This is a genomic window from Glycomyces rhizosphaerae, assembly GCF_042647865.1.
Classification (GTDB): domain Bacteria; phylum Actinomycetota; class Actinomycetes; order Mycobacteriales; family Micromonosporaceae; genus Glycomyces; species Glycomyces rhizosphaerae.
This window is the reverse complement of the sequence record NZ_JBHRWO010000021.1, coordinates 100,484-117,880: the sequence shown is the minus strand read 5'-3', so window position 1 is coordinate 117,880 and position 17,397 is coordinate 100,484. Positions and strand designations below refer to the sequence as shown.

General features: G+C 68.8%; 15 protein-coding genes and 1 tRNA gene. 8 read left to right on the top strand and 8 right to left on the bottom strand.

Going from position 1 to position 17,397, the window contains the following annotated elements; genetic code table 11:
- Positions 1-127: 127 nt before the first annotated feature.
- Positions 128-976, bottom strand: a complete 849-nt coding sequence (locus ACFO8M_RS20855; protein WP_387979144.1) for a helix-turn-helix transcriptional regulator — start codon at positions 974-976, stop codon at positions 128-130.
- A 101-nt stretch (positions 977-1,077) separates the two neighbouring features.
- Between ACFO8M_RS20855 and ACFO8M_RS20850 the strand changes: the two genes are divergently transcribed.
- Positions 1,078-1,824: an SDR family oxidoreductase gene (locus ACFO8M_RS20850; RefSeq protein WP_387979142.1), complete on the top strand. Its 747-nt coding sequence runs from the start codon at positions 1,078-1,080 to the stop codon at positions 1,822-1,824.
- A 125-nt stretch (positions 1,825-1,949) separates the two neighbouring features.
- On the opposite strand, the gene ACFO8M_RS20845 is transcribed toward ACFO8M_RS20850, so the two are convergent.
- Positions 1,950-2,023, bottom strand: a tRNA-Ile gene (locus ACFO8M_RS20845).
- Positions 2,024-2,394: 371 nt separating this feature from the next.
- On the opposite strand from ACFO8M_RS20845, the gene ACFO8M_RS20840 reads away from it, so the two are divergent.
- Genes ACFO8M_RS20840 through ACFO8M_RS20825 form a run of 4 tightly spaced genes read left to right on the top strand, consistent with a single transcriptional unit; the run spans position 2,395 to position 6,519 of the window.
- Positions 2,395-3,717 carry an ABC transporter permease subunit gene (locus tag ACFO8M_RS20840; RefSeq protein ID WP_387979140.1) on the top strand — a complete coding sequence of 441 codons (1,323 nt, stop codon included), beginning with the start codon at positions 2,395-2,397 and terminating at the stop codon, positions 3,715-3,717.
- 9 nt (positions 3,718-3,726) lie between these two features.
- Complete coding sequence (locus tag ACFO8M_RS20835; RefSeq protein WP_387979138.1) at positions 3,727-4,770, top strand: branched-chain amino acid ABC transporter permease; 1,044 nt, start codon at positions 3,727-3,729, stop codon at positions 4,768-4,770.
- Positions 4,760-5,674, top strand: a complete 915-nt coding sequence (locus ACFO8M_RS20830) for an ABC transporter ATP-binding protein (RefSeq protein WP_387979136.1) — start codon at positions 4,760-4,762, stop codon at positions 5,672-5,674. The genes ACFO8M_RS20835 and ACFO8M_RS20830 overlap by 11 nt, the downstream gene beginning before the upstream one ends.
- 8 nt (positions 5,675-5,682) lie before the next feature.
- Positions 5,683-6,519: an ABC transporter ATP-binding protein gene (locus ACFO8M_RS20825; RefSeq protein ID WP_387979134.1), complete on the top strand. Its 837-nt coding sequence runs from the start codon at positions 5,683-5,685 to the stop codon at positions 6,517-6,519.
- Positions 6,520-6,702: 183 nt separating this feature from the next.
- On the opposite strand, the gene ACFO8M_RS20820 is transcribed toward ACFO8M_RS20825, so the two are convergent.
- Positions 6,703-7,827, bottom strand: coding sequence for an ABC transporter substrate-binding protein (locus ACFO8M_RS20820; protein ID WP_387979132.1), 1,125 nt, complete (start codon positions 7,825-7,827; stop codon positions 6,703-6,705).
- Between the two features lie 407 nt (positions 7,828-8,234).
- Here ACFO8M_RS20820 and ACFO8M_RS20815 point away from each other — a divergent pair, with 407 nt between their 5' ends.
- Together ACFO8M_RS20815 and ACFO8M_RS20810 are read left to right on the top strand one after the other, a co-directional pair.
- Complete coding sequence (locus ACFO8M_RS20815) at positions 8,235-9,341, top strand: hypothetical protein (RefSeq protein WP_387979131.1); 1,107 nt, start codon at positions 8,235-8,237, stop codon at positions 9,339-9,341.
- Positions 9,342-9,502: 161 nt separating this feature from the next.
- Positions 9,503-10,435, top strand: a complete 933-nt coding sequence (locus ACFO8M_RS20810) for a carbohydrate kinase family protein (RefSeq protein ID WP_387979129.1) — start codon at positions 9,503-9,505, stop codon at positions 10,433-10,435.
- 33 nt (positions 10,436-10,468) lie between these two features.
- Here ACFO8M_RS20810 and ACFO8M_RS20805 read toward each other — a convergent pair whose 3' ends face one another.
- The 5 genes from ACFO8M_RS20805 to ACFO8M_RS20785 form a co-directional block, all read right to left on the bottom strand.
- Entirely contained in the window at positions 10,469-11,632 is a 1,164-nt protein-coding gene (locus ACFO8M_RS20805) for a hypothetical protein (protein WP_387979127.1), read from the bottom strand.
- Between the two features lie 62 nt (positions 11,633-11,694).
- Positions 11,695-12,231: a GNAT family N-acetyltransferase gene (locus tag ACFO8M_RS20800; RefSeq protein ID WP_387979125.1), complete on the bottom strand. Its 537-nt coding sequence runs from the start codon at positions 12,229-12,231 to the stop codon at positions 11,695-11,697.
- 42 nt (positions 12,232-12,273) lie between these two features.
- A complete protein-coding gene (locus ACFO8M_RS20795) occupies positions 12,274-13,122 on the bottom strand; it encodes a glutaminyl-peptide cyclotransferase (protein WP_387979123.1) in 849 nt (282 codons plus the stop codon).
- 152 nt (positions 13,123-13,274) lie between these two features.
- Positions 13,275-14,147 carry a putative RNA methyltransferase gene (locus ACFO8M_RS20790; protein WP_387979121.1) on the bottom strand — a complete coding sequence of 291 codons (873 nt, stop codon included), beginning with the start codon at positions 14,145-14,147 and terminating at the stop codon, positions 13,275-13,277.
- On the bottom strand, positions 14,144-14,725 hold the full coding sequence (locus ACFO8M_RS20785) for a TetR/AcrR family transcriptional regulator (protein ID WP_387979119.1): 582 nt from the start codon (positions 14,723-14,725) through the stop codon (positions 14,144-14,146). The genes ACFO8M_RS20790 and ACFO8M_RS20785 overlap by 4 nt, the downstream gene beginning before the upstream one ends.
- A gap of 186 nt (positions 14,726-14,911) precedes the next feature.
- On the opposite strand from ACFO8M_RS20785, the gene ACFO8M_RS20780 reads away from it, so the two are divergent.
- Entirely contained in the window at positions 14,912-17,389 is a 2,478-nt protein-coding gene (locus tag ACFO8M_RS20780) for a glycoside hydrolase family 3 protein (protein ID WP_387979117.1), read from the top strand.
- The last annotated feature ends 8 nt before the right edge of the window (positions 17,390-17,397 follow it).

Genomic DNA, 17,397 nt, shown 5'->3' with positions numbered 1-17,397 from the left:
TGCCGTACCGGTCGCTGATCAAGATCGGGGGCGCTTGTCGCGCCTCCGAGACCAATCATAGATACACTCGTTGTCCGAGTAAAAGTCCGGGAGATGAAATTCCGGCGTGATGTCGATCGCGGTGCGGTTACTTACGGCGCGCGGGCGTTTCGAGGGTGACCGGCGTCGATGCCGTCAGCTTGGCGAAGGCGGCCGCCGTAGGCGAATCTGGTTGCGGCACATAGACGATCAGCCTGATCGCGGTCCCGGGCACGTCGAGCACCTGGCAGTCGAACTCCATCGGCCCGAACTGCTCGTGGACCACCCGCTTGGTCTGGACCCGCCGCACGGCCACCTGATGGTCGGCCCACATCTCCCCGAACTCCGGACTCGTGCGCAGCAGCTCCTCCACCAGGGCCCGGATCCTCGCGTCCTTCGGGCTGCGCGCCAACGAGGCCCGCAGGTCGGCGACGCAGTCGCGCATGAACGCCACCGAATGCGGGTCGGCCCGGAGGTGCGGGGCGTACGGCCCGGTGAAGTTGGTGCGCAGGAGGTTCCGCTCAGTCGGCTGCAACTTCCCGAGGTACCCCATCAAGGTGTCGGCGGCGGCGTTCCACGCGAGCATGTCGTAGCAGGCGTCGATCGCGTAGGCCGGAAAGTCGTCGAGGCCCGCGAGGAGGTTCCGGATCGTCGGCGGGACCTCGCGGCTCGACTCGGACTCGGGCAGCTCGTCGACGAGGTGGAACAGATGCGTCCGCTGGTCCCGGTCGAGCACGAGCGCGCGGGCGAGCGCGCCGAGGACCTGCCGGGAGGGCTTGGGTCCGCGGGCCTGCTCGAGGCGGATGTAGTACTCGACGGAGATCCCCGCGAGCTGTGCGACCTCCTGCCGCCGCAGACCGGGCGTGCGGCGGCGCGGCCCCTCGGGAAGGCCCACGTCGCCCGGCCGGATGGCGGCGCGGCGGGTCTTGAGGAAATCGGCGAGCTCGATGCGGTCCATGCTCCAATCCTGCCCCGTTTCCGGCTCGCGAGACAGGTACCGGAGGTACCACCATAAACGGTCCTCTTTGCAAGGCGCGCAATCGCGCGCAGGCTCGAACCATGACCGAGAACATCGCCATCATCACCGGCGCCAACAAAGGCATCGGCTTCGAAATCGCCCGCGGCCTGGCCAATAAGGGCCTTACGGTCCTGGTCGGAGCCCGCTCAGAGGAACGCGGCGAAGCGGCCGCCGCGCGGATCCGCGAGGAAGGGCTCGACGCGCGCTTCCTCCACTTGGACGTGACCGACGAGGACGTCGTCGCCGCCGCCGCGAAGCGCGTGGAGACGGAGTTCGGCAGGCTCGACGTCCTCGTGAACAACGCGGGCATCGCACTGGCCGACGGGGACTGGAACACCAGTGAGCTCACCGTCGCGACGGCGCGGAAGGTCTTCGAGACCAACGTCCTGGGGGTCGTCTCAGTGACCAACGCGTTCCTGCCGCTGATCCGCAAGGCCGAAGCGGGCCGGATCGTGAACGTCTCCAGCGAAGTCGGCTCGCTCGGCTTCATGACCGACCCGGCCAATCCGTTCGCGGCCCTCCAAGGCGGCGCCTACGGCGCCTCGAAGTCGGCGCTGAACATGCTGACCGTCTCCTGGGCCAAGGAACTCGCCCCCACCGGCATCAGGATCAACGCGATGACCCCGGGCTACACCGCGACCGACCTGAACGACAACCAGGGCACGCGCCGGCCCGAGGACGCCGCGGTCGCCGCCGTGAACCTCGCCCTCATCGGCGAGGACGGCCCGAACGGCGGCTTCTTCCAGGAAGGCGTCGAGTACTTCGAGGACACCGTGGTCCCCTGGTAGGCAACGGGGCGGCCCCGTCCCGGGGTCGCCCACCACCGCCGCGCCGGCCGTGAGAGGAAGGCCGACGGCGGCGCAAATCCATGAGCGCCAAAGAGAAGAGGCCCTGCATAGCAGGGCCTCGACCGTAGGGCAGGCAGGACTTGAACCCGCGACCGACCCGTTATGAGCAGGCTGCTCTAACCAGCTGAGCTACTGCCCCGAGCGGGCAATATCCTCTCACACCTTGTGGCCGGGCGGTGGCCGGAGGGGAGCGATGCGGGGGCAGAGCCGCATTGGAACGTCGCAGGGAATTCACAGGCCCCGAATGCACACGGAACCGACGTAGGGAACACAGGGTCGCTTCGAAGACTGTCGCCGGTAACATCTGAGCCACATTTGCAACGGTTCGATAACGACACCTGCAGTTGTTACTCAGCTCTCCATAAGATCCGACTCACTCCCGTCGTTTCGTGTTTCTCGAACAATCCACGATGCGCGGGTTCCGATGCCCAAACCTCCCGAGGGGGCCCATTGAGACGTGCAGTGTTGTTGCTGTCGGCTGCGTTCGCCGGCTTGTTGCTGGGATTGGGGGTGAACAGCAGCGCCACCGCCCAAGACGCCCTAGGCGTCCACGGCACCCTGGAAAACCAGCAGGACGAACCGGTAGCAGGGGTCACGATCACCGTGACCGATGCGGCCGGCACCGAGATCGCCACGGTCACCAGTGCCGAGGACGGCACCTGGGCCGTTCCGATCGAGGCCGAAGGGGACTACGTCGTGACCCTCGACGAGTCCACCCTGCCCGACGGTCTGCTCGTGCGCAACGGCAAACCCGAACTGGAAGTCCAGATCAACTCGGACCGGACCGTCCTGTTCCCGCTCGACACCCAACTTGCCCCCGGAGCCGATTCCGGCGAGGAGGAGCCCACCGGTGGCGCCGACTCCGGTGAATCCCCCGGCGACGACGAGTCCAGCGCCAACCCCGACGAGGCCGCCGACGGCGAGAACCTCGGCGAGATCGAGGATGAAGGCGGGGCCACCAGGGCCGTCAGCCTCCTGTTCTCCGGTCTCCACTTCGGGCTCATGATCGCCCTCGCGGCCGTCGGCCTCTCCATGGTCTTCGGCACGACCGGGCTCACGAACTTCGCCCACGGCGACCTCGTCACCTTCGGTGGCGTCATGGCCCTCCTGTTCAACATCACCTTCGGTGTGCCCGTTTGGATCGCGGCGATCGCCGCCGTCCTGCTCGGCGCCGCCTTCGGCTGGTTCCAGGACTGGGGCCTGTGGTCGCGGCTGTTCAAACGCGGCACCGGCCTGGTCTCGATGATGATCATCTCGATCGGCGTGGCCCTGCTCATCCGCTTCGCGACCCTGTTCTTCGTGGGCGGCGAACGCCGCCGCTACGACGAGTACGTGGGCCAGAAACCCTGGGACTTCGGCTGGCTCGTGATCACCCCCAAGGAGGTCGTGACCGGCTCGGTCGCGCTCGTCGTGTGCATCGCCGTCGGCCTCGCCCTGGTCTACACGCGGCTCGGCAAGGCCACCAGGGCCGTCGCGGACAACCCGTCGCTCGCGGCGTCCACCGGCATCAACGTCGGCCAGGTCGTGCGCCTGGTGTGGACGATCGGCGGCGCCCTCGCCGCCATGTCCGGCGTGTTCCTGGGCATCAGCGACGGCGTCAAGTTCGACATGGGCCAGCACCTGCTGCTGATGGTCTTCGCGGCCGTCGTCCTCGGCGGACTCGGGACCGCGTTCGGCGCGTTCGTCGGCGCCATGCTCATCGGCGTGTTCGTGCAGATGTCGACCCTCGTGGTCGCGCCCGAACTGAAATACGTCGGCGCGCTGGCCGTCCTCATCATCATCATGCTCACCCGGCCGCAGGGCATCCTGGGCCGCCGCGAGCGAATCGGCTAGGAGAGCGAAATGGATTGGCACTTCGTCTTCAGCCAGGCGCTCACACAGGCCATCGGGCCCACGATGCTCGTGTACGCGCTCGGCGCCATCGGCCTGAACCTCCAGTTCGGATACACGGGCCTGCTCAACTTCGGTCAGGCGGCGTTCGCCGCGGTCGGGGCCTACGGCCTCGCGCTCTCGGTGGTCGCCTTCGGGCTGCCGTTCTGGTGGGGCATCCTCATCGGGCTCGCCGCCGCCGTGGTGCTGGCGCTGCTCATGGGCATCCCGACACTGCGGCTGCGCGCCGACTACCTCGCGATCGTCACGATCGCCGCGGCCGAGATCGTCCGGCGGCTCTTCCGGGCCACGGTCTGGTCGGAGCACACCGGCGGCTCGGACGGCATGCGCGGCTTCTCGGACCCGTTCTTCGCGTTGAACCCGCTCCCGGAGGACGCGACCTGGTCGTTCCTCTTCGTCTCCATGGACAGCGGCCGACTCGCCGTCGACTTCGGGCTGTTCGACCTCCAGTACTCGCACCGCGACCTGTGGGTCATGACGGTGGGCTGGACGCTCGTCGCGTTCTTCTGCGTGGTGCTCGGCCTGCTCGTGCACAGCCCGTGGGGCCGCGTCCTCAAGGGCATCCGCGAGGACGAGGAGGCCGTGCGGAGCCTGGGCAAGAACGTGTTCGCGTACAAGATGCAGGCGCTGGTCATCGGCGGTCTCATCGGTGCGGTGGCCGGGTTCCTGTTCGCGCTGAGCCGCGCGAACGTCCAGCCGGACACGTTCTCGACGGACTTCACGTTCTACTTCTACGTGGTCCTCATCCTCGGCGGCGCGGCCCGGATCTTCGGGCCCGTGCTCGGCGCGGCGGTGTTCTGGTTCCTGTACAACATCTTCGCGCAGGGCCTGAGCCAGGCGATCAACGCCGACCTGATCTCCCCCGACCTGATCAACCAGACCCAGGTCGGGCCGCTCGTGTTCTTCCTCCTGGGCCTCGGCATGGTCCTGCTGCTGATCTTCCGGCCGCAGGGCATCCTCGGCAATCGAAGGGAGCTGATGCTCGATGTCCGATAAAGCAGAGCAGCCCGAAAACGCCACGCCCGAGACCGAGGCGGCCGCTCCCGATCCGCTGCTGCGGGCGGGCATCACCGCGGCGCGCGCGGCCCTCGCGGACGTGCCGCCCGAACCCGGTGCGCCGAAAGCGGACCCGATCCTGAAGGCCCACGGCGTACGCCGGGCCTTCGGCGGCCTGGTCGCAGTGGACGTGGAGCACCTGGAGGTCCAGAAGGGCACGATCACCGCCCTCATCGGGCCGAACGGCGCGGGCAAGACCACGTTCTTCAACCTGCTCACCGGTTTCGACCGGCCGAGCAAGGGCGAGTGGGTCTTCGACGGCCGCCGGGCCGACCGTATGCGCTCCTACCAGGTGGCGCGGGCGGGCATGGTCCGCACGTTCCAGCTGACGAAGGCACTCACGCGCATGACCGTCATGGACAACATGCTCATCGGCGCCGACGACCAAGTGGGCGAACGGTTCTGGGCCGGGCTCATCCCACCGCTGTGGAAGCGCCAGGAGGCCGCGAACCGCGAGCGGGCCATGGAGCTCCTGGAGCGGTTCAAGCTCATCGACAAGCGCGAGGACTACGCCGGGGAGCTCTCCGGCGGCCAGCGCAAGCTCTTGGAGATGGCGCGGGCGCTCATGCTGCGTCCGAAGATGGTGATGCTCGACGAGCCGATGGCCGGGGTGAACCCGGCGCTGAAGCAGACCCTGCTGGAGCACATCAAGGACCTGCGCGAGGACGGGATGACCGTCCTGTTCGTGGAGCACGACATGGACATGGTCCACGAGATCGCCGACTGGGTGGCCGTCATGGCGGCCGGGCAGCTGATCACCGAGGGGACGCCGGACCAGATCTCGGCGGACCGGCGGGTCATCGACGCCTACCTCGGCGCCCACCACGACGCGGCTCAGCGTTAGGAGACGACATGAGCGACAACGAAACCGAGGCCGGCATCGGCCCGACGGGCGTGCCCCTGGAGGCCGTTCCGGAGTCGGACACGGAGGTGTGCTCCCGCGAGGGGCACCTCGCGTCCTCGCAGAACGCGCTGCTGCACGTCGACGAGGTCACGGCCGGGTACATCCCCGGCGTGTCCATCCTCAACGGCACGGACCTGTACGCCAACGAAGGCGAACTGGTGGGCATCATCGGCCCGAACGGGGCCGGGAAGTCGACCCTGCTCAAGGCGATGTTCGGGCTCGTGGGGATCACCTCCGGCACGGTGACCCTGCGGGGCGAGGACATCACGAACCGCAGGGCGCACCAGCTGGTGCCCCTGGGCGTGGGCTTCGTGCCGCAGACGAACAACGTCTTCGCGACGCTCACGGTCGAGGAGAACCTCGAAATGGGGGTGTTCCTGCGGCCCAAGGCGTTCAAGGAGCGGTTCGCGTTCGTGACGGACCTGTTCCCGATCCTCGGCGAGCGGCGCGCCCAGCGCGCCGGGTCGCTCTCGGGCGGCGAGCGGCAGATGGTGGCGATGGGCCGGGCGCTCATGATGGAGCCCTCGGTGCTGCTGCTCGACGAGCCGTCGGCGGGCCTGTCCCCGGCGATGCAGGACGAGGTCTTCTTCAACACCAAGCAGATCAACCAGACCGGTGTCACGGTGGTCATGGTCGAGCAGAACGCCCGGCGGTGCCTCCAGATCTGCGACCGGGGCTACGTGCTGGACCAGGGCCGCAGCGCCTACACCGGTCCTGGTGCGAGCCTCATCGACGATCCGAAGGTGGTCGAGCTCTACCTGGGCACGCTAGGGAAGGCTCGCTAGAACACGGATAAGGCGATGCCCCTCGGGTCCTGTGGTCCCGAGGGGCATCGCCGTTTCTCATTGCGGTTCTTCACTACTCCTCGAGGTCGCCGAACGTGCAGGCGAGGTTCGCAACGGACAGGGCGATGCCCCTCGGGTCCTGTGGTCCCGAGGGGCATCGCCGTTTCTCATTGCGGTTCTTGACTACTCCTCGAGGTCGCCGAACGTGTAGGCGAGGTTCTCGTAGGTGTTGTCGGCCTTGTACTGGAAGACGCCGATGGTCGCGGCGGTGACGTCCCCTTCGGCGGAGAACTCGATCGGGCCGGAGTAGCCCTCGTAGTCGATGTCCTCGCCGTCGGCCAGCAGCTCGGCGCACTCGGTGAAGCCGGAGCACTTCGTGCCTTCACGGCTGACGTCGATCAGGTTGTTCTTGATGGTCTCGGAGTCGACCGCATCGCCCTGGATCGCGGCGAGGGCGGCGAGCACCGTGGCGTCGTAGGACTCGGGACCGTAGGTGAAGTCGACCAGGTCCGGGTCCACCTCGAGGAGGCGTTCCTGGATGCCGGCCGTGTCGGCGCCCGGGTAGGTGCCCTTGGCGCCCTCCATGAAGCCCGCGGGGAACTGGTCACCGTAGTTGGAGAGGTTGCCGTCCACGAGGTACCAGCCGACGTCCTGGGCGCTCATGCCCTCTTCGGCGAGGGCCGGGGCCAGGTTCACGATCTCGTTGAAGGTGATGAGGACGACGGCGTCGGCGCCGGAGTCGGCGATCCGTCCGGCTTCAGCGGAGAACTCGGTCGCGGCCGGGTCGTAGACGATCTGCTCGACGACCTCGCCGCCGAAGTCCGTGATGTTCTGCGCCGTGGCCTCGGCGAGGCCGGTGCCGTAGGAGTCCTGCAGGGCCAAGATGGCGATCTTCTCGTGGCCGTCGGCGATGATCGTGTCGGCGAGGACACGGCCCTGGAGGACGTCCGAGGGCGCCGTACGGAAGTAGTAGTCGCCGTTCTCATAGGTGGTGAACTCCGGCGAGGTGTTCGCCGGGGAGATCTGGACGATCCCCTCCTGGTAGAGCTTGTCGATGAAGCTCAGGGACACGCTCGACGAGGCGGCGCCGATGACGGTGTGGACGCCCTGGTTGATGAGCGCGTCCGCCGACTGGCTGGCGATGTCGGTGGTGGTGTCGCCAGAGTCCTGGTGAATGGCCTTGGCATCGCAGCCGAGCACACCGCCGGCCTCGTTGATCTCCTTGATCGCGAGGTCCACGCCGGCGAACTCGGGCGGGCCGAGGAATGCGAGCGAACCGGTCTGCGGCAGGATCGTGCCGATCTTCAATCCGTTTGCGTCGCAGTCACCGCTGCCTGAATCCGAATCGTCGCCGCAAGCGGCGAGCGAGAACGCTGTAATACCCGCTGTAGCCACTGCTAGCAGTGCCCGGGGGAAGCGCGACATGGTTGCTCCTAGGTTGTTCGAGAGAGGACACGCTGTTAGATGTGAAGGTTTGCGTGATCCGAGTTACACACTATGGCAGGCAGCGAGGTCATGACAGGGGTCGTGACCACACCCGATCCCGTTTGTGATGAGTCCGTGACCTTCTCGAACAGGTATTGCAATCGCAGGTCGACGATGTTGCGGCCGAGAGTCCCCCGGCACCGCCTCCCCCGGCCGGTTCCCCCGCCAGGGGGAGGCGGTTCGCCCGCACGCGGGAGGGAATGGGACCCCGAAACCGCGAATCTGAATGCATGACAACGCAACTGACGCCGCTCGCGACGCGGCCCACCCGCATCGGACGCATCACCGTCCTCGCCGCCTTCCTCTGGTCGCTGCTGGCCTTGCCGATCGGTCTCTGGCACCTCCTCGACCCCGAGAACGGCCCCTACGGCCACGAGAACTTCGAACCCACGATCCACCTCCCCGAAGCCCTGCCGGGCTGGATCGCCCCCGCCGCGCTCATCGCCGCCGGCCTCCTCGGACTCCTCATCGCCCGCGCCGAGCCGAGGCTCTGGCCGCTCACCGCGCTCTACGCCGCCGTCTTCGGCCTCCTGCTCACCACCGTCTCGCCGATGGCCTTCGCCGGCTACATGGCGGCCTTCGCGATCCCGCTCGCGGTGCTCGCCGGCCCGGTCCTCCTGGCCCGCGGCACGACCGCCCGCGTCATCACCGGCGCGGCGATCGCCGCGATCCTCATCGCGCTCATCAGCACGGGCGTCGTCGACCCCGCCATGTTCAGCGGCTTCGTGACCAACTTCGGCGACGCGCTCGCCGACCAGTGGGCCTACCTCCTCACGCAGGTCTGGACGGTCGCCGGCGGCGCCATCTGGACCGCACTGACCCTCCAGCACCTCCTGATGCGCGGCGACGGCACCGCCGAGCGCACCTGGCTCGCCCCCGAACGGGCCGCGAAGTGGGGCAGGACCGCGAGCTGGATCGCCTTCGCCTGCGCCCTCCCCTACGGGCTCACCCGGATGACCTGGCTGACCCCGTGGCCCTGGTTCGGCGGCCCCATCGGCGACGAGATCGACCCCGCCATCCGCGTCTGGGGCCTGCTGCTCGGCTTCGCCGCTCTCAGCGGCGGGGTGCTGTGCCTCGGCATGACGCAGCGGTGGGGCACGCGCTGGCCGTTCTGGATGCCGGTGGTGAAGGGCCGCCCGGTGCCGCCGATGATCGCGATCGTCCCTGCCTCGATGATGGCCGCGATGTTCACCTTCATGGCGGTTCCCTTCGCGGTCCTGGGGTTCCGCCAGGACGCCGTCGAACTCGTCTGGGCGTTCCCGTTCTACATCTGGGGCCCGGCCCTCGGAGCGGCGACGCTGGCTTACGCGATCCGCCGCGGCGTCGTCCTCCGATGATCAACTGAAGAGAAAGGGCGGCGGCCTCGGGGTCGCCGCCCTTCGTCGTGTGCGGGACCATGGCGGGGAAGCGGCTTGACCGATCCGCGATCGGCCCATAGGGTGAACGCCTGCAATCGATTCCAGATATATCTGCAAACTCTTGCAAAGGAAGCAATCTCATGCTCGACATCCTGGTCGTCGGCGGCGTCGGCGTCGACACCATCGTGCGCGTCCCCGAGATCGCGATCGGCGAAGGCGATTCGCAAGGCGTGGAACCGATCTACGACTACGTGGCGCACACCGGCAACGGGGTCGCGCTCGGCTGCCTCCACCTCGGCCTCGCCACCCGCTTCATCGACTACATCGGCGAGGACGAGCAGGGCGCGCTGATCCGCCGCCACTACGAGCAGCACGGCCTCGACTTCCGGTACCTGATCTCCCCCAACGGCACCTCCCGCTCGGTGAACCTGGTCGACGCCGGTGGCCGCCGATACTCCTTCTACGACTACCGCCACGACGGCGACCTGCGGATGCCCGCCGAGTTCTTCGGGCCGCACGTCGAGGACACCAAACACGTCCACGTGTCGATCCCGAACCACACCCGCGACGTCCTGACCGCGATCCCCGAGGGCGTGACCGTCTCGACCGACCTGCACGCCTGGGACGGCGAGGCCGAGCACCAGAAGGCGTTCGCGCTGCGCGCGGACCTGGTGACCCTCTCGAACGCGAAGCTCGGCGGGGACCCGGAGAAGGCGATGCGCTGGATCATCGACAACGGCCGCGCCTCGGTCGTCGTCGCGACCGACGGCGAGCGCGGCGGGTACGTGCTCGAACGCGGCGGCCCCCTGGAGCACTACGACGCGATCCACCCCGTCGCGGAGCTCGGCTCCAAGGTGGCGGCGTGGGCCGACTGGTCGCCGGTGGACTCGAACGGCGCGGGCGACGCGTTCGTCTCGGGGATGCTGTGGGCCCGGGCCAAGGGCGGCGACCTCGCGGCGGCGCTCGACGCGGGCCGCCTCGCGGGCGCGTACGCATGCCGCACGAAGGGCACGAGCACCGCGCTCATCTCCGAGGAGCTGCTGACCGAAAGCCTTGCGGCACTGAAGCAGTGAGAGCAACGGCCCCGGCTTCCGCCGGGGCCGTTCCTACTCCGCGGGCTTGTTGGCGGACATGGCCTTCGCGCGGGCGATCACGTCGTCGAACGGCGAGGGCTCCACGGGCACCGAGCGGATCTCCGTGCGCCGCTCGGGCTGCACCACGAGCATGAACAGGCCGCCGACCGCGGCAGCGACCAGCGGCGCGCCCAGGCCGATCTCGGCGGCGGGCCAGATGCCCGTGAACGCACCGGTGCTGATGAGGAACGCGGCCCAGACCGGAATCGCCCAGGCCCCGGCGAGCACGAGCAGGTCGCGGCGGCGGCGCAGTTCGGGGCGGATGAGCCAGACCAGGAAGTCGAGCCAGGCCCCCGAGAGCAGGAAGATCCAGACGTACCCGCCGTACTCGAAGCCCGAGTAGGCGCCGACCATGATGGACGGATAGGCGAACGCGACGGTGAAGAAGCCCAGCGGCAACCGGAACCGGCCGGTCATCATGACCGCGACGGCGAGCACGAGGACCGTGGTGAACACGATGCCCGCCACCGGGAAGCCCTCGAAGACGTTCGGGCCCTCCAGCGACGCCGCGATGGCGAACGGCGAGTTCGTGTACGGCACGAGGTAGGCGAGGAACAGCACCAGCGCGGTCATGATGTAGCCGAGCGAGAGCGCCGGCGCGGCCATGCGGGCCTCGAGCGGGATCGGCTCCGGTTCGACCGCAAGGGCTTCGCGCCGCCACGCCGAGAGCAGGGGCGCGGCGACGATGAGGATTCCGCCGACGGCGAGCGTCAGGTGCGAAGGGCTGAACAGGATCGCGAGGCTCGTCTCGACGCCGAGCACCTCGTGCCAGACCATGTCGGCGATCCCCGAGACGAGGAACAGCGGCACGCCGATCACGGCCGGTCCGTAGCCGTGCGGGACGGCGGCCATGCCGGTCCGCCCGTCGGAGCGGTGGGCGCGCACGAACATCCACGCGATCCAGGCGGCGGTGACGAAGAAGCCGGTGTAGAACGCCAGGTGCCACCAGGTGAAGAACGATTCGGCCCAGCCGCGGGCGTGGGCGTTGACGTCGAGGATGAGGCCGCCGAAGAACCACGCCGACAGGGCGGCGGTGATGAGGTCCTGCCACCAGGTGGCGAAGACGCGCGGCTGCCGGGAGTCGGTCAAGAGGTGCAACTTGTACTCCAGCAATCGGTCCAGGGGTGTGATGGCCATGACCTCATCATGGACTACCCGAACCATCCGCGCAATTCCCGATCTCGCGCGGGTTCGTTCACTCAGGACACTCGGTGAACGATTCCTAACGCGCTCGGGCGTTTCAGCGTCATCACCTTCGTGACGGGCCCGTCCTCCTCGGGCTTGTCCCGTACGTGCAGGAACCCGATCTTCTCCATGACCGCGATGGAGCCGGTGTTGGGCTCCGCAATGGTGGCGTGAACGGCGTCCAGACCGAGCGTTTCGAAACCGTAGTCGCAGATCGCCTCGGCCAATTCGGTGCCGAGTCCGCGACCCCAGGCCGCATGGGTGAGGGCGTAGATGAGCTCGTGGCCGCCGGGGACGACCTCGGTCGGCTTGATCTCGGCGTGGCCGACGTAGACGCCGTTCTCGCGCACGGCCCAGACGTCGAACTTGTTCACCTCGTAGACGTGCGTGAAGACCCGCCAGAACAGCGCCCGGTCCGACTCCTCGGATTCGGGTCCGTCGCCCATCCACTGCGAGACGCGGGTGTCCTGGAAGAGCGCGACGAAGTCCTCTTCGTCAGCGGGGACATACGGTTCGAGGACGAGACGGTCGGTGCGCAGCTCGGGTGTCATAAGGCGCGATGGTGCCATGGACGCGCACCGGCCGCAAAAGGTTTACGAGGCCGGTGTGAAGCGCACGAGGAAGAGCTTCGGCCAGTGCTTCCCGGTCAGGTAGAAGGTGCCCTCTTCCTCGCCGGCGGCGATGCCGTTGAGCACATCGGCGCCCGCCGAGTCCTCCGCGGGGAGCAGCCCGGCGGCGTCGACGACCGCGCCGACCTCGCCCGTGGCCGGGTCGATGCGCACGATCTGGTCGGTCTGCCAGAGGTTGGCCCAGACCTGGCCGTCGACGCATTCGAGCTCGTTGATCTGGGAGACCGCCTCGCCCTCGAGGGTGACCTCGACGGTGCCGGTCTCCTCGAAGGTCACCGGGTCGCGGAACGTCAGGGTCGACGAGCCGTCGCTCATGACGAGCTGCGTCCCGTCATAGCAGATCCCCCAGCCTTCGCCCTCGTACGCAACGCTTTCGACGATGTCGAGGGTGACCGGGTCGCGGCGGTGGGCGACGCCCTCCTGCCAGGTGATCTGCCAGACGTCGGTGTCGGTCAACGTGAGGCCCTCGGCGAACTGCTCCGCGGGGAGGTCCTGGGACGCGAGCACTTCGCCGGTGCCGGGGTCGACGATGCGCGCGTCGGATTCGCCGTAGAGGCCGGCACTCTCGTAGAAGACCGTGCCGTGCTCGGGGTGCTCGGCGAGTTGGAGCCCCTGCGTGAACGAACCGGCGTCGTGGTCGTAGGTCTCGACGACCTCGACCTGGAGTTGCTCCACCGCAGCGTCTTCGGGGACGGTCACCTGCTCCTCGGCGGCGGCGTCGCCGGCGCCGCACCCGGCGAGGGCAAAAAGGCCCGCGGTTCCGAAGGCCAGTCCGCGCCGCGTCGCGCGTTTCTCATCGAACACTGATCTCATCTCCAGCCGTCTAGCGGTATCGCTTCGTACCGTACTGGTCATGACATACGAGGACAAGTGCTCGAACTCGAGCACTCGTTCCGATCCGGGGGGATAGACCGAACCCGGTGGCGCGGAGGATCGGGTTCCTGCATGACGGAATTGGGCCTCTGTCAATGCTTTCCGCGCCACCGGGTCACGGTCGCTGAGACGGTGACCTCGATCTTGTCGGGCAGTCCGGCCACGGCCGCGGCGAGCGCGGCGGCGTCGAGGTGGCGGGCGCTCGGACCCATCCCCACGAGCTGCAGGACCTCGTTGTGTCCCAGCCCGATCGAATAGTGAAGCTCGTCGGTCCGCTCGGCCTCGAACAGGGTGCCGAGTTGATCGGCGGTCCGCTGCGGTTTCGCAGGGTCGACGCTCAGCAAGTCCAAGGCGTCGACGAGTTCGCGCAGGTGGTCCTGCCGGGGGGTCAAGACCACCAGCGCTCCACCTGGGTGGAGGATGCGCGCGATCTCGTCGGCGTTGCGGGGGGCGAAGACGTTGAGGACCGCGGCGGCGGCGTCGTCGCGTACGGGCAGTCGCTGCCACGCGTCGGCGAGCACCGCGGCGAGTCGCCTCTGAGTTCCGGCGGCTCGCCGCGGATCGCTTTCAGCGATCACGCGTTTCGCGCAGCGCCGCAGCGCGTACTTCGAGGTGTCGAGCCCGATGCCTTCGCGCGAGGCGTCGACCGCCAGCGCCGCGGCGAGGTAATGTCCTGTCCCGCAACCGGGTTCGACGATCACGCCGGGCACGTCGGTCAGCGAGGCGTTCGCGACGGCGGCCATGAGCGGGTCGTAGACGCCCGAGTCGAGGAAGTCCTCGCGGGCGGCGACCTGGTCGGCGGTGTCGCCGGTGGTGGCGTTCGACCCGGGTGCGAGCAGCGGCGCGTAGCCCTGCTTGGCGAGGTCGAAGGAGTGCCCTTCGGGGCAGGACAGGCGCCGGTCGGCCTGATCCAGCGGTTGCCCGCAGTTGGGACAGGCGAGCGCGTCGAGGGCAGGCAGGTTCATTCGGCCGCTTTCGGATCGAGAAGCCGGACGAAGGCCCTGAATGCCGCGGGCATGTCGAACGACTCAGGCTCGTGGAGCCACTGGAACTGGAGACCGTCCATGATCGCGATGAGGAGCGGCGCGGCCTCCTCCGGGGTGAGTCCGGACGGGAGCCGGTCACCCCATTCGCGCCGGAGCATCGCGGTGAACGCCTCGCGGACGCGGCGGTAGCGGACCCGGAAGTAGTCGGCGGCGGGGTGGTCCTCGGTGACGGACTCGCCGAGGAGGGCCGAGAAGGTGCGCACGATGGCGACCCGGTTCGCGTTGGCCTCGACCACGGCTTCGGTGGTGGCCATGGTCATCGGGACGGTGACGGTGCCGCGGTCGGCGTCGGTCTGCTCGCGGAAGTCGAGGACGCCGATGAGCAGGTGCTCTTTGCTGGGGAAGTAGTGCAGGAGGCCTTGCTGGGTGAGGCCCACCTTCTCGGCGACGGCGGCGAGGCTGGCGCCGCGGTAGCCGCGTTCGGCGATGACCTCGATCGCGGCCTGGACGATCTCCTCGCGGCGGGCTTGGCCGCGGGCGCCGTGCTGAGCGGGCATGGGTGCCTCTCGTGAGCTGGACGTTCTCGGGTCCTCAGCATAGTTTGTCAAGATTAGGCCACGGAACCTACCGATCACTCGGTAAAAGTGTCACACTCCAAACGAGGAATCCCCCGTCGGGTCAAGCGGGTGCGCGGCGACCCGCGAGATGCCACGGTAGAGGCGACTAGAGAGAGGAAGCGCGGCATGAGCGACTGGAACGCGCCCGTAGACCGGCCGGAATACGCGGAGGCCGTCGAGGCGGCGCTGGCGAAGCTGGACCTGGAGACCAAGGCCGATCTCCTGGCCGGGATCGACATGTGGCGGACCCTCGCGGTTCCCGAAGCGGGTCTGCGGTCCATGACCGTCTCCGACGGCCCCATCGGCGTGCGCGGGCGCTTCTGGACCGCCGCGGACCCGTCCCTGGCGCTGCCGAGCCCGACCGCGCAGGCCGCCTCGTGGGACCCGGTCCTGGTGCGCCGCATCGGGAACCTGCTTGCGGCCGAGTCCCGCCGCAAGGACGTGGACGTGCTCCTCGCACCGACCATCAACCTGCACCGCTCTCCGCTCGGCGGCCGGCACTTCGAGGCCTTCAGCGAGGACCCGTACCTGACCGGGCGCATCGCGCAGGCGTATGTGGCCGGTGTCCAGGAGTGCGGCGTGGGCACCACGATGAAGCACTACGTGGGCAACGACGCCGAGACCGACCGGTTCACCGTCGACAACATCATCGGCGAGCGGACGCTGCGCGAGCTGTACCTGCGCCCGTTCGAGATGGTCACCGCCGCCGTGCGCCCGTGGGGTGTCATGACCGCGTACAACTCCGTCAACGGCCACACCATGACCGCGCACAAGGAGCTCATGGCCACCTTGCGCAATGAGTTCGGGTTCGACGGGTTCAACGTCTCCGACTGGGGCGCCGCCCGCCACACCGTCGAAGACATCGAGGCCGGGCTCGACCTGGCCATGCCCGGACCCTTCACCGTCTACGGCCGCAACCTGGTCGAGGCCGTCCGGGAGGGCCGCACCAGCGAGGCCCACGTGGACGACGCGGTGCGCCGCATGCTCACCCTCGCCGCCCGCGTCGGCGCCCTCGAAGGCGTCCGGGCCGCTGTCGACGAGCGCATCGAGGCCGTCGCGAACCCTGAAGCGCTGCTGCGGGAGATCGCGCAGCGGTCCTTCGTGCTCGCCCGGAACGACGCCCCCGAAGGCGGTGAATCGCCGGTCCTGCCGCTGTACGCGGACGCGGTCCACCGCCTGGCGCTCATCGGCCCGGCCGCGGCCGAGGCCCGCATCCTCGGCGGCGGCTCCGCGACCGTGTTCCCCAAGCAGGTCGTCTCCCCGCTCGACGGCCTCCGCGAGGCCCTCGGCGACCGCGTCCACTACGCGCAGGGCGTCGACCTGTTCGAGCAGATCCTGGCCGCCGACAAGGGCTTCGAGCTGACCGCCCGCCCGGTCCGCGTCGACGGCACCGAACTCCCGGCCGAGCCGCTCGCGAGCGGCGACGTCAAGTGGATGGGCTACCTGCCGGGCGACCTCCCCCAGGACGAGTTCCACCACGCCGTCCTCGAAGGCGTCTTCACCGTCACCGAGACCGGCGAGCACACCTTCGGCACCAGGGGTTTCGGCCACCACAAGCTGGTCATCGACGGCGAGGTGCTCTTCGACGCGGACCAGGAATACACCGGCGACGACCCGTTCGAGGCGTTCTTCGGCCCCGGCGTCGAGCGGGTGACGCTCCCTCTCGAAGCGGGCCGGGAGGTCCCGGTCCGCCTGGAGTTCACGCCGTTCGCCTTCCCGCCCGGGTTCCCGCCCTCAGTCCTGTTCGGGCTCATGCACACCGGGCCGCGCCCCGACGAGGACCGGCTCATCGCCGAGGCCGTCGACGCGGCCCGCAACGCCGAGGTGGCCGTCGTCGTGGTCTCCACCACCGCCCTCACCGAATCCGAGGGCTTCGACCGGCGCGACCTGCGGCTGCCGGGCCGCCAGGACGAGCTCGTCGCGGCCGTAGCGGAGGCGAACCCGAACACGGTCGTGGTCGTCAACACCGGCTCGCCGGTCGAGATGCCCTGGGCCGACGACGTGGCCGCGATCATCCTGACCTGGTTCCCGGGCCAGGAGGGCGGGCACGCGCTCGCCGACGTCCTGCTCGGCGCGGAGCCGGGCGGTCGCCTCACGACCACCTGGCCGAGCAGGCTCGAGGACTCGCCGGTGGTCCAGGTGGTGCCGAACAAGGACGGCGAACTCCACTACGACGAGGGCATCTTCATCGGCTACCGCGCCTGGGAGCAGCGCGACGGCTACGAGCCCGCCTACTGGTTCGGCCACGGCCTCTCCTACACCGAATGGGAGTACGAGGACCTGGTCGCCGACGGCGGCGAAGTGACGATCCGGGTCCGCAACAGCGGCCCGGTGGCCGGCCGCGAGGTCGTCCAGGTCTACCTGACCCCCGAGGTCGGCGTCGACATCGAAGGCGGCGTCGAGACCCATCGCCTCGCGGGCTTCCAGGCCATCAGCGCCGAACCGGGCGAGACCGTCGAGGTCACGATCCCGCTCGAGGAGCGCTCGTTCCAGTTCTGGAGCGAGAAGGCCCGCGCCTGGCGGACCGTGCCGGGCACCTGGGCGGTCGCCGTCGGCCGGAGCGTCAACGACCTGCGCCTGAAGTCCCCTGTCAAGCGGCCATAGCAGCGCGC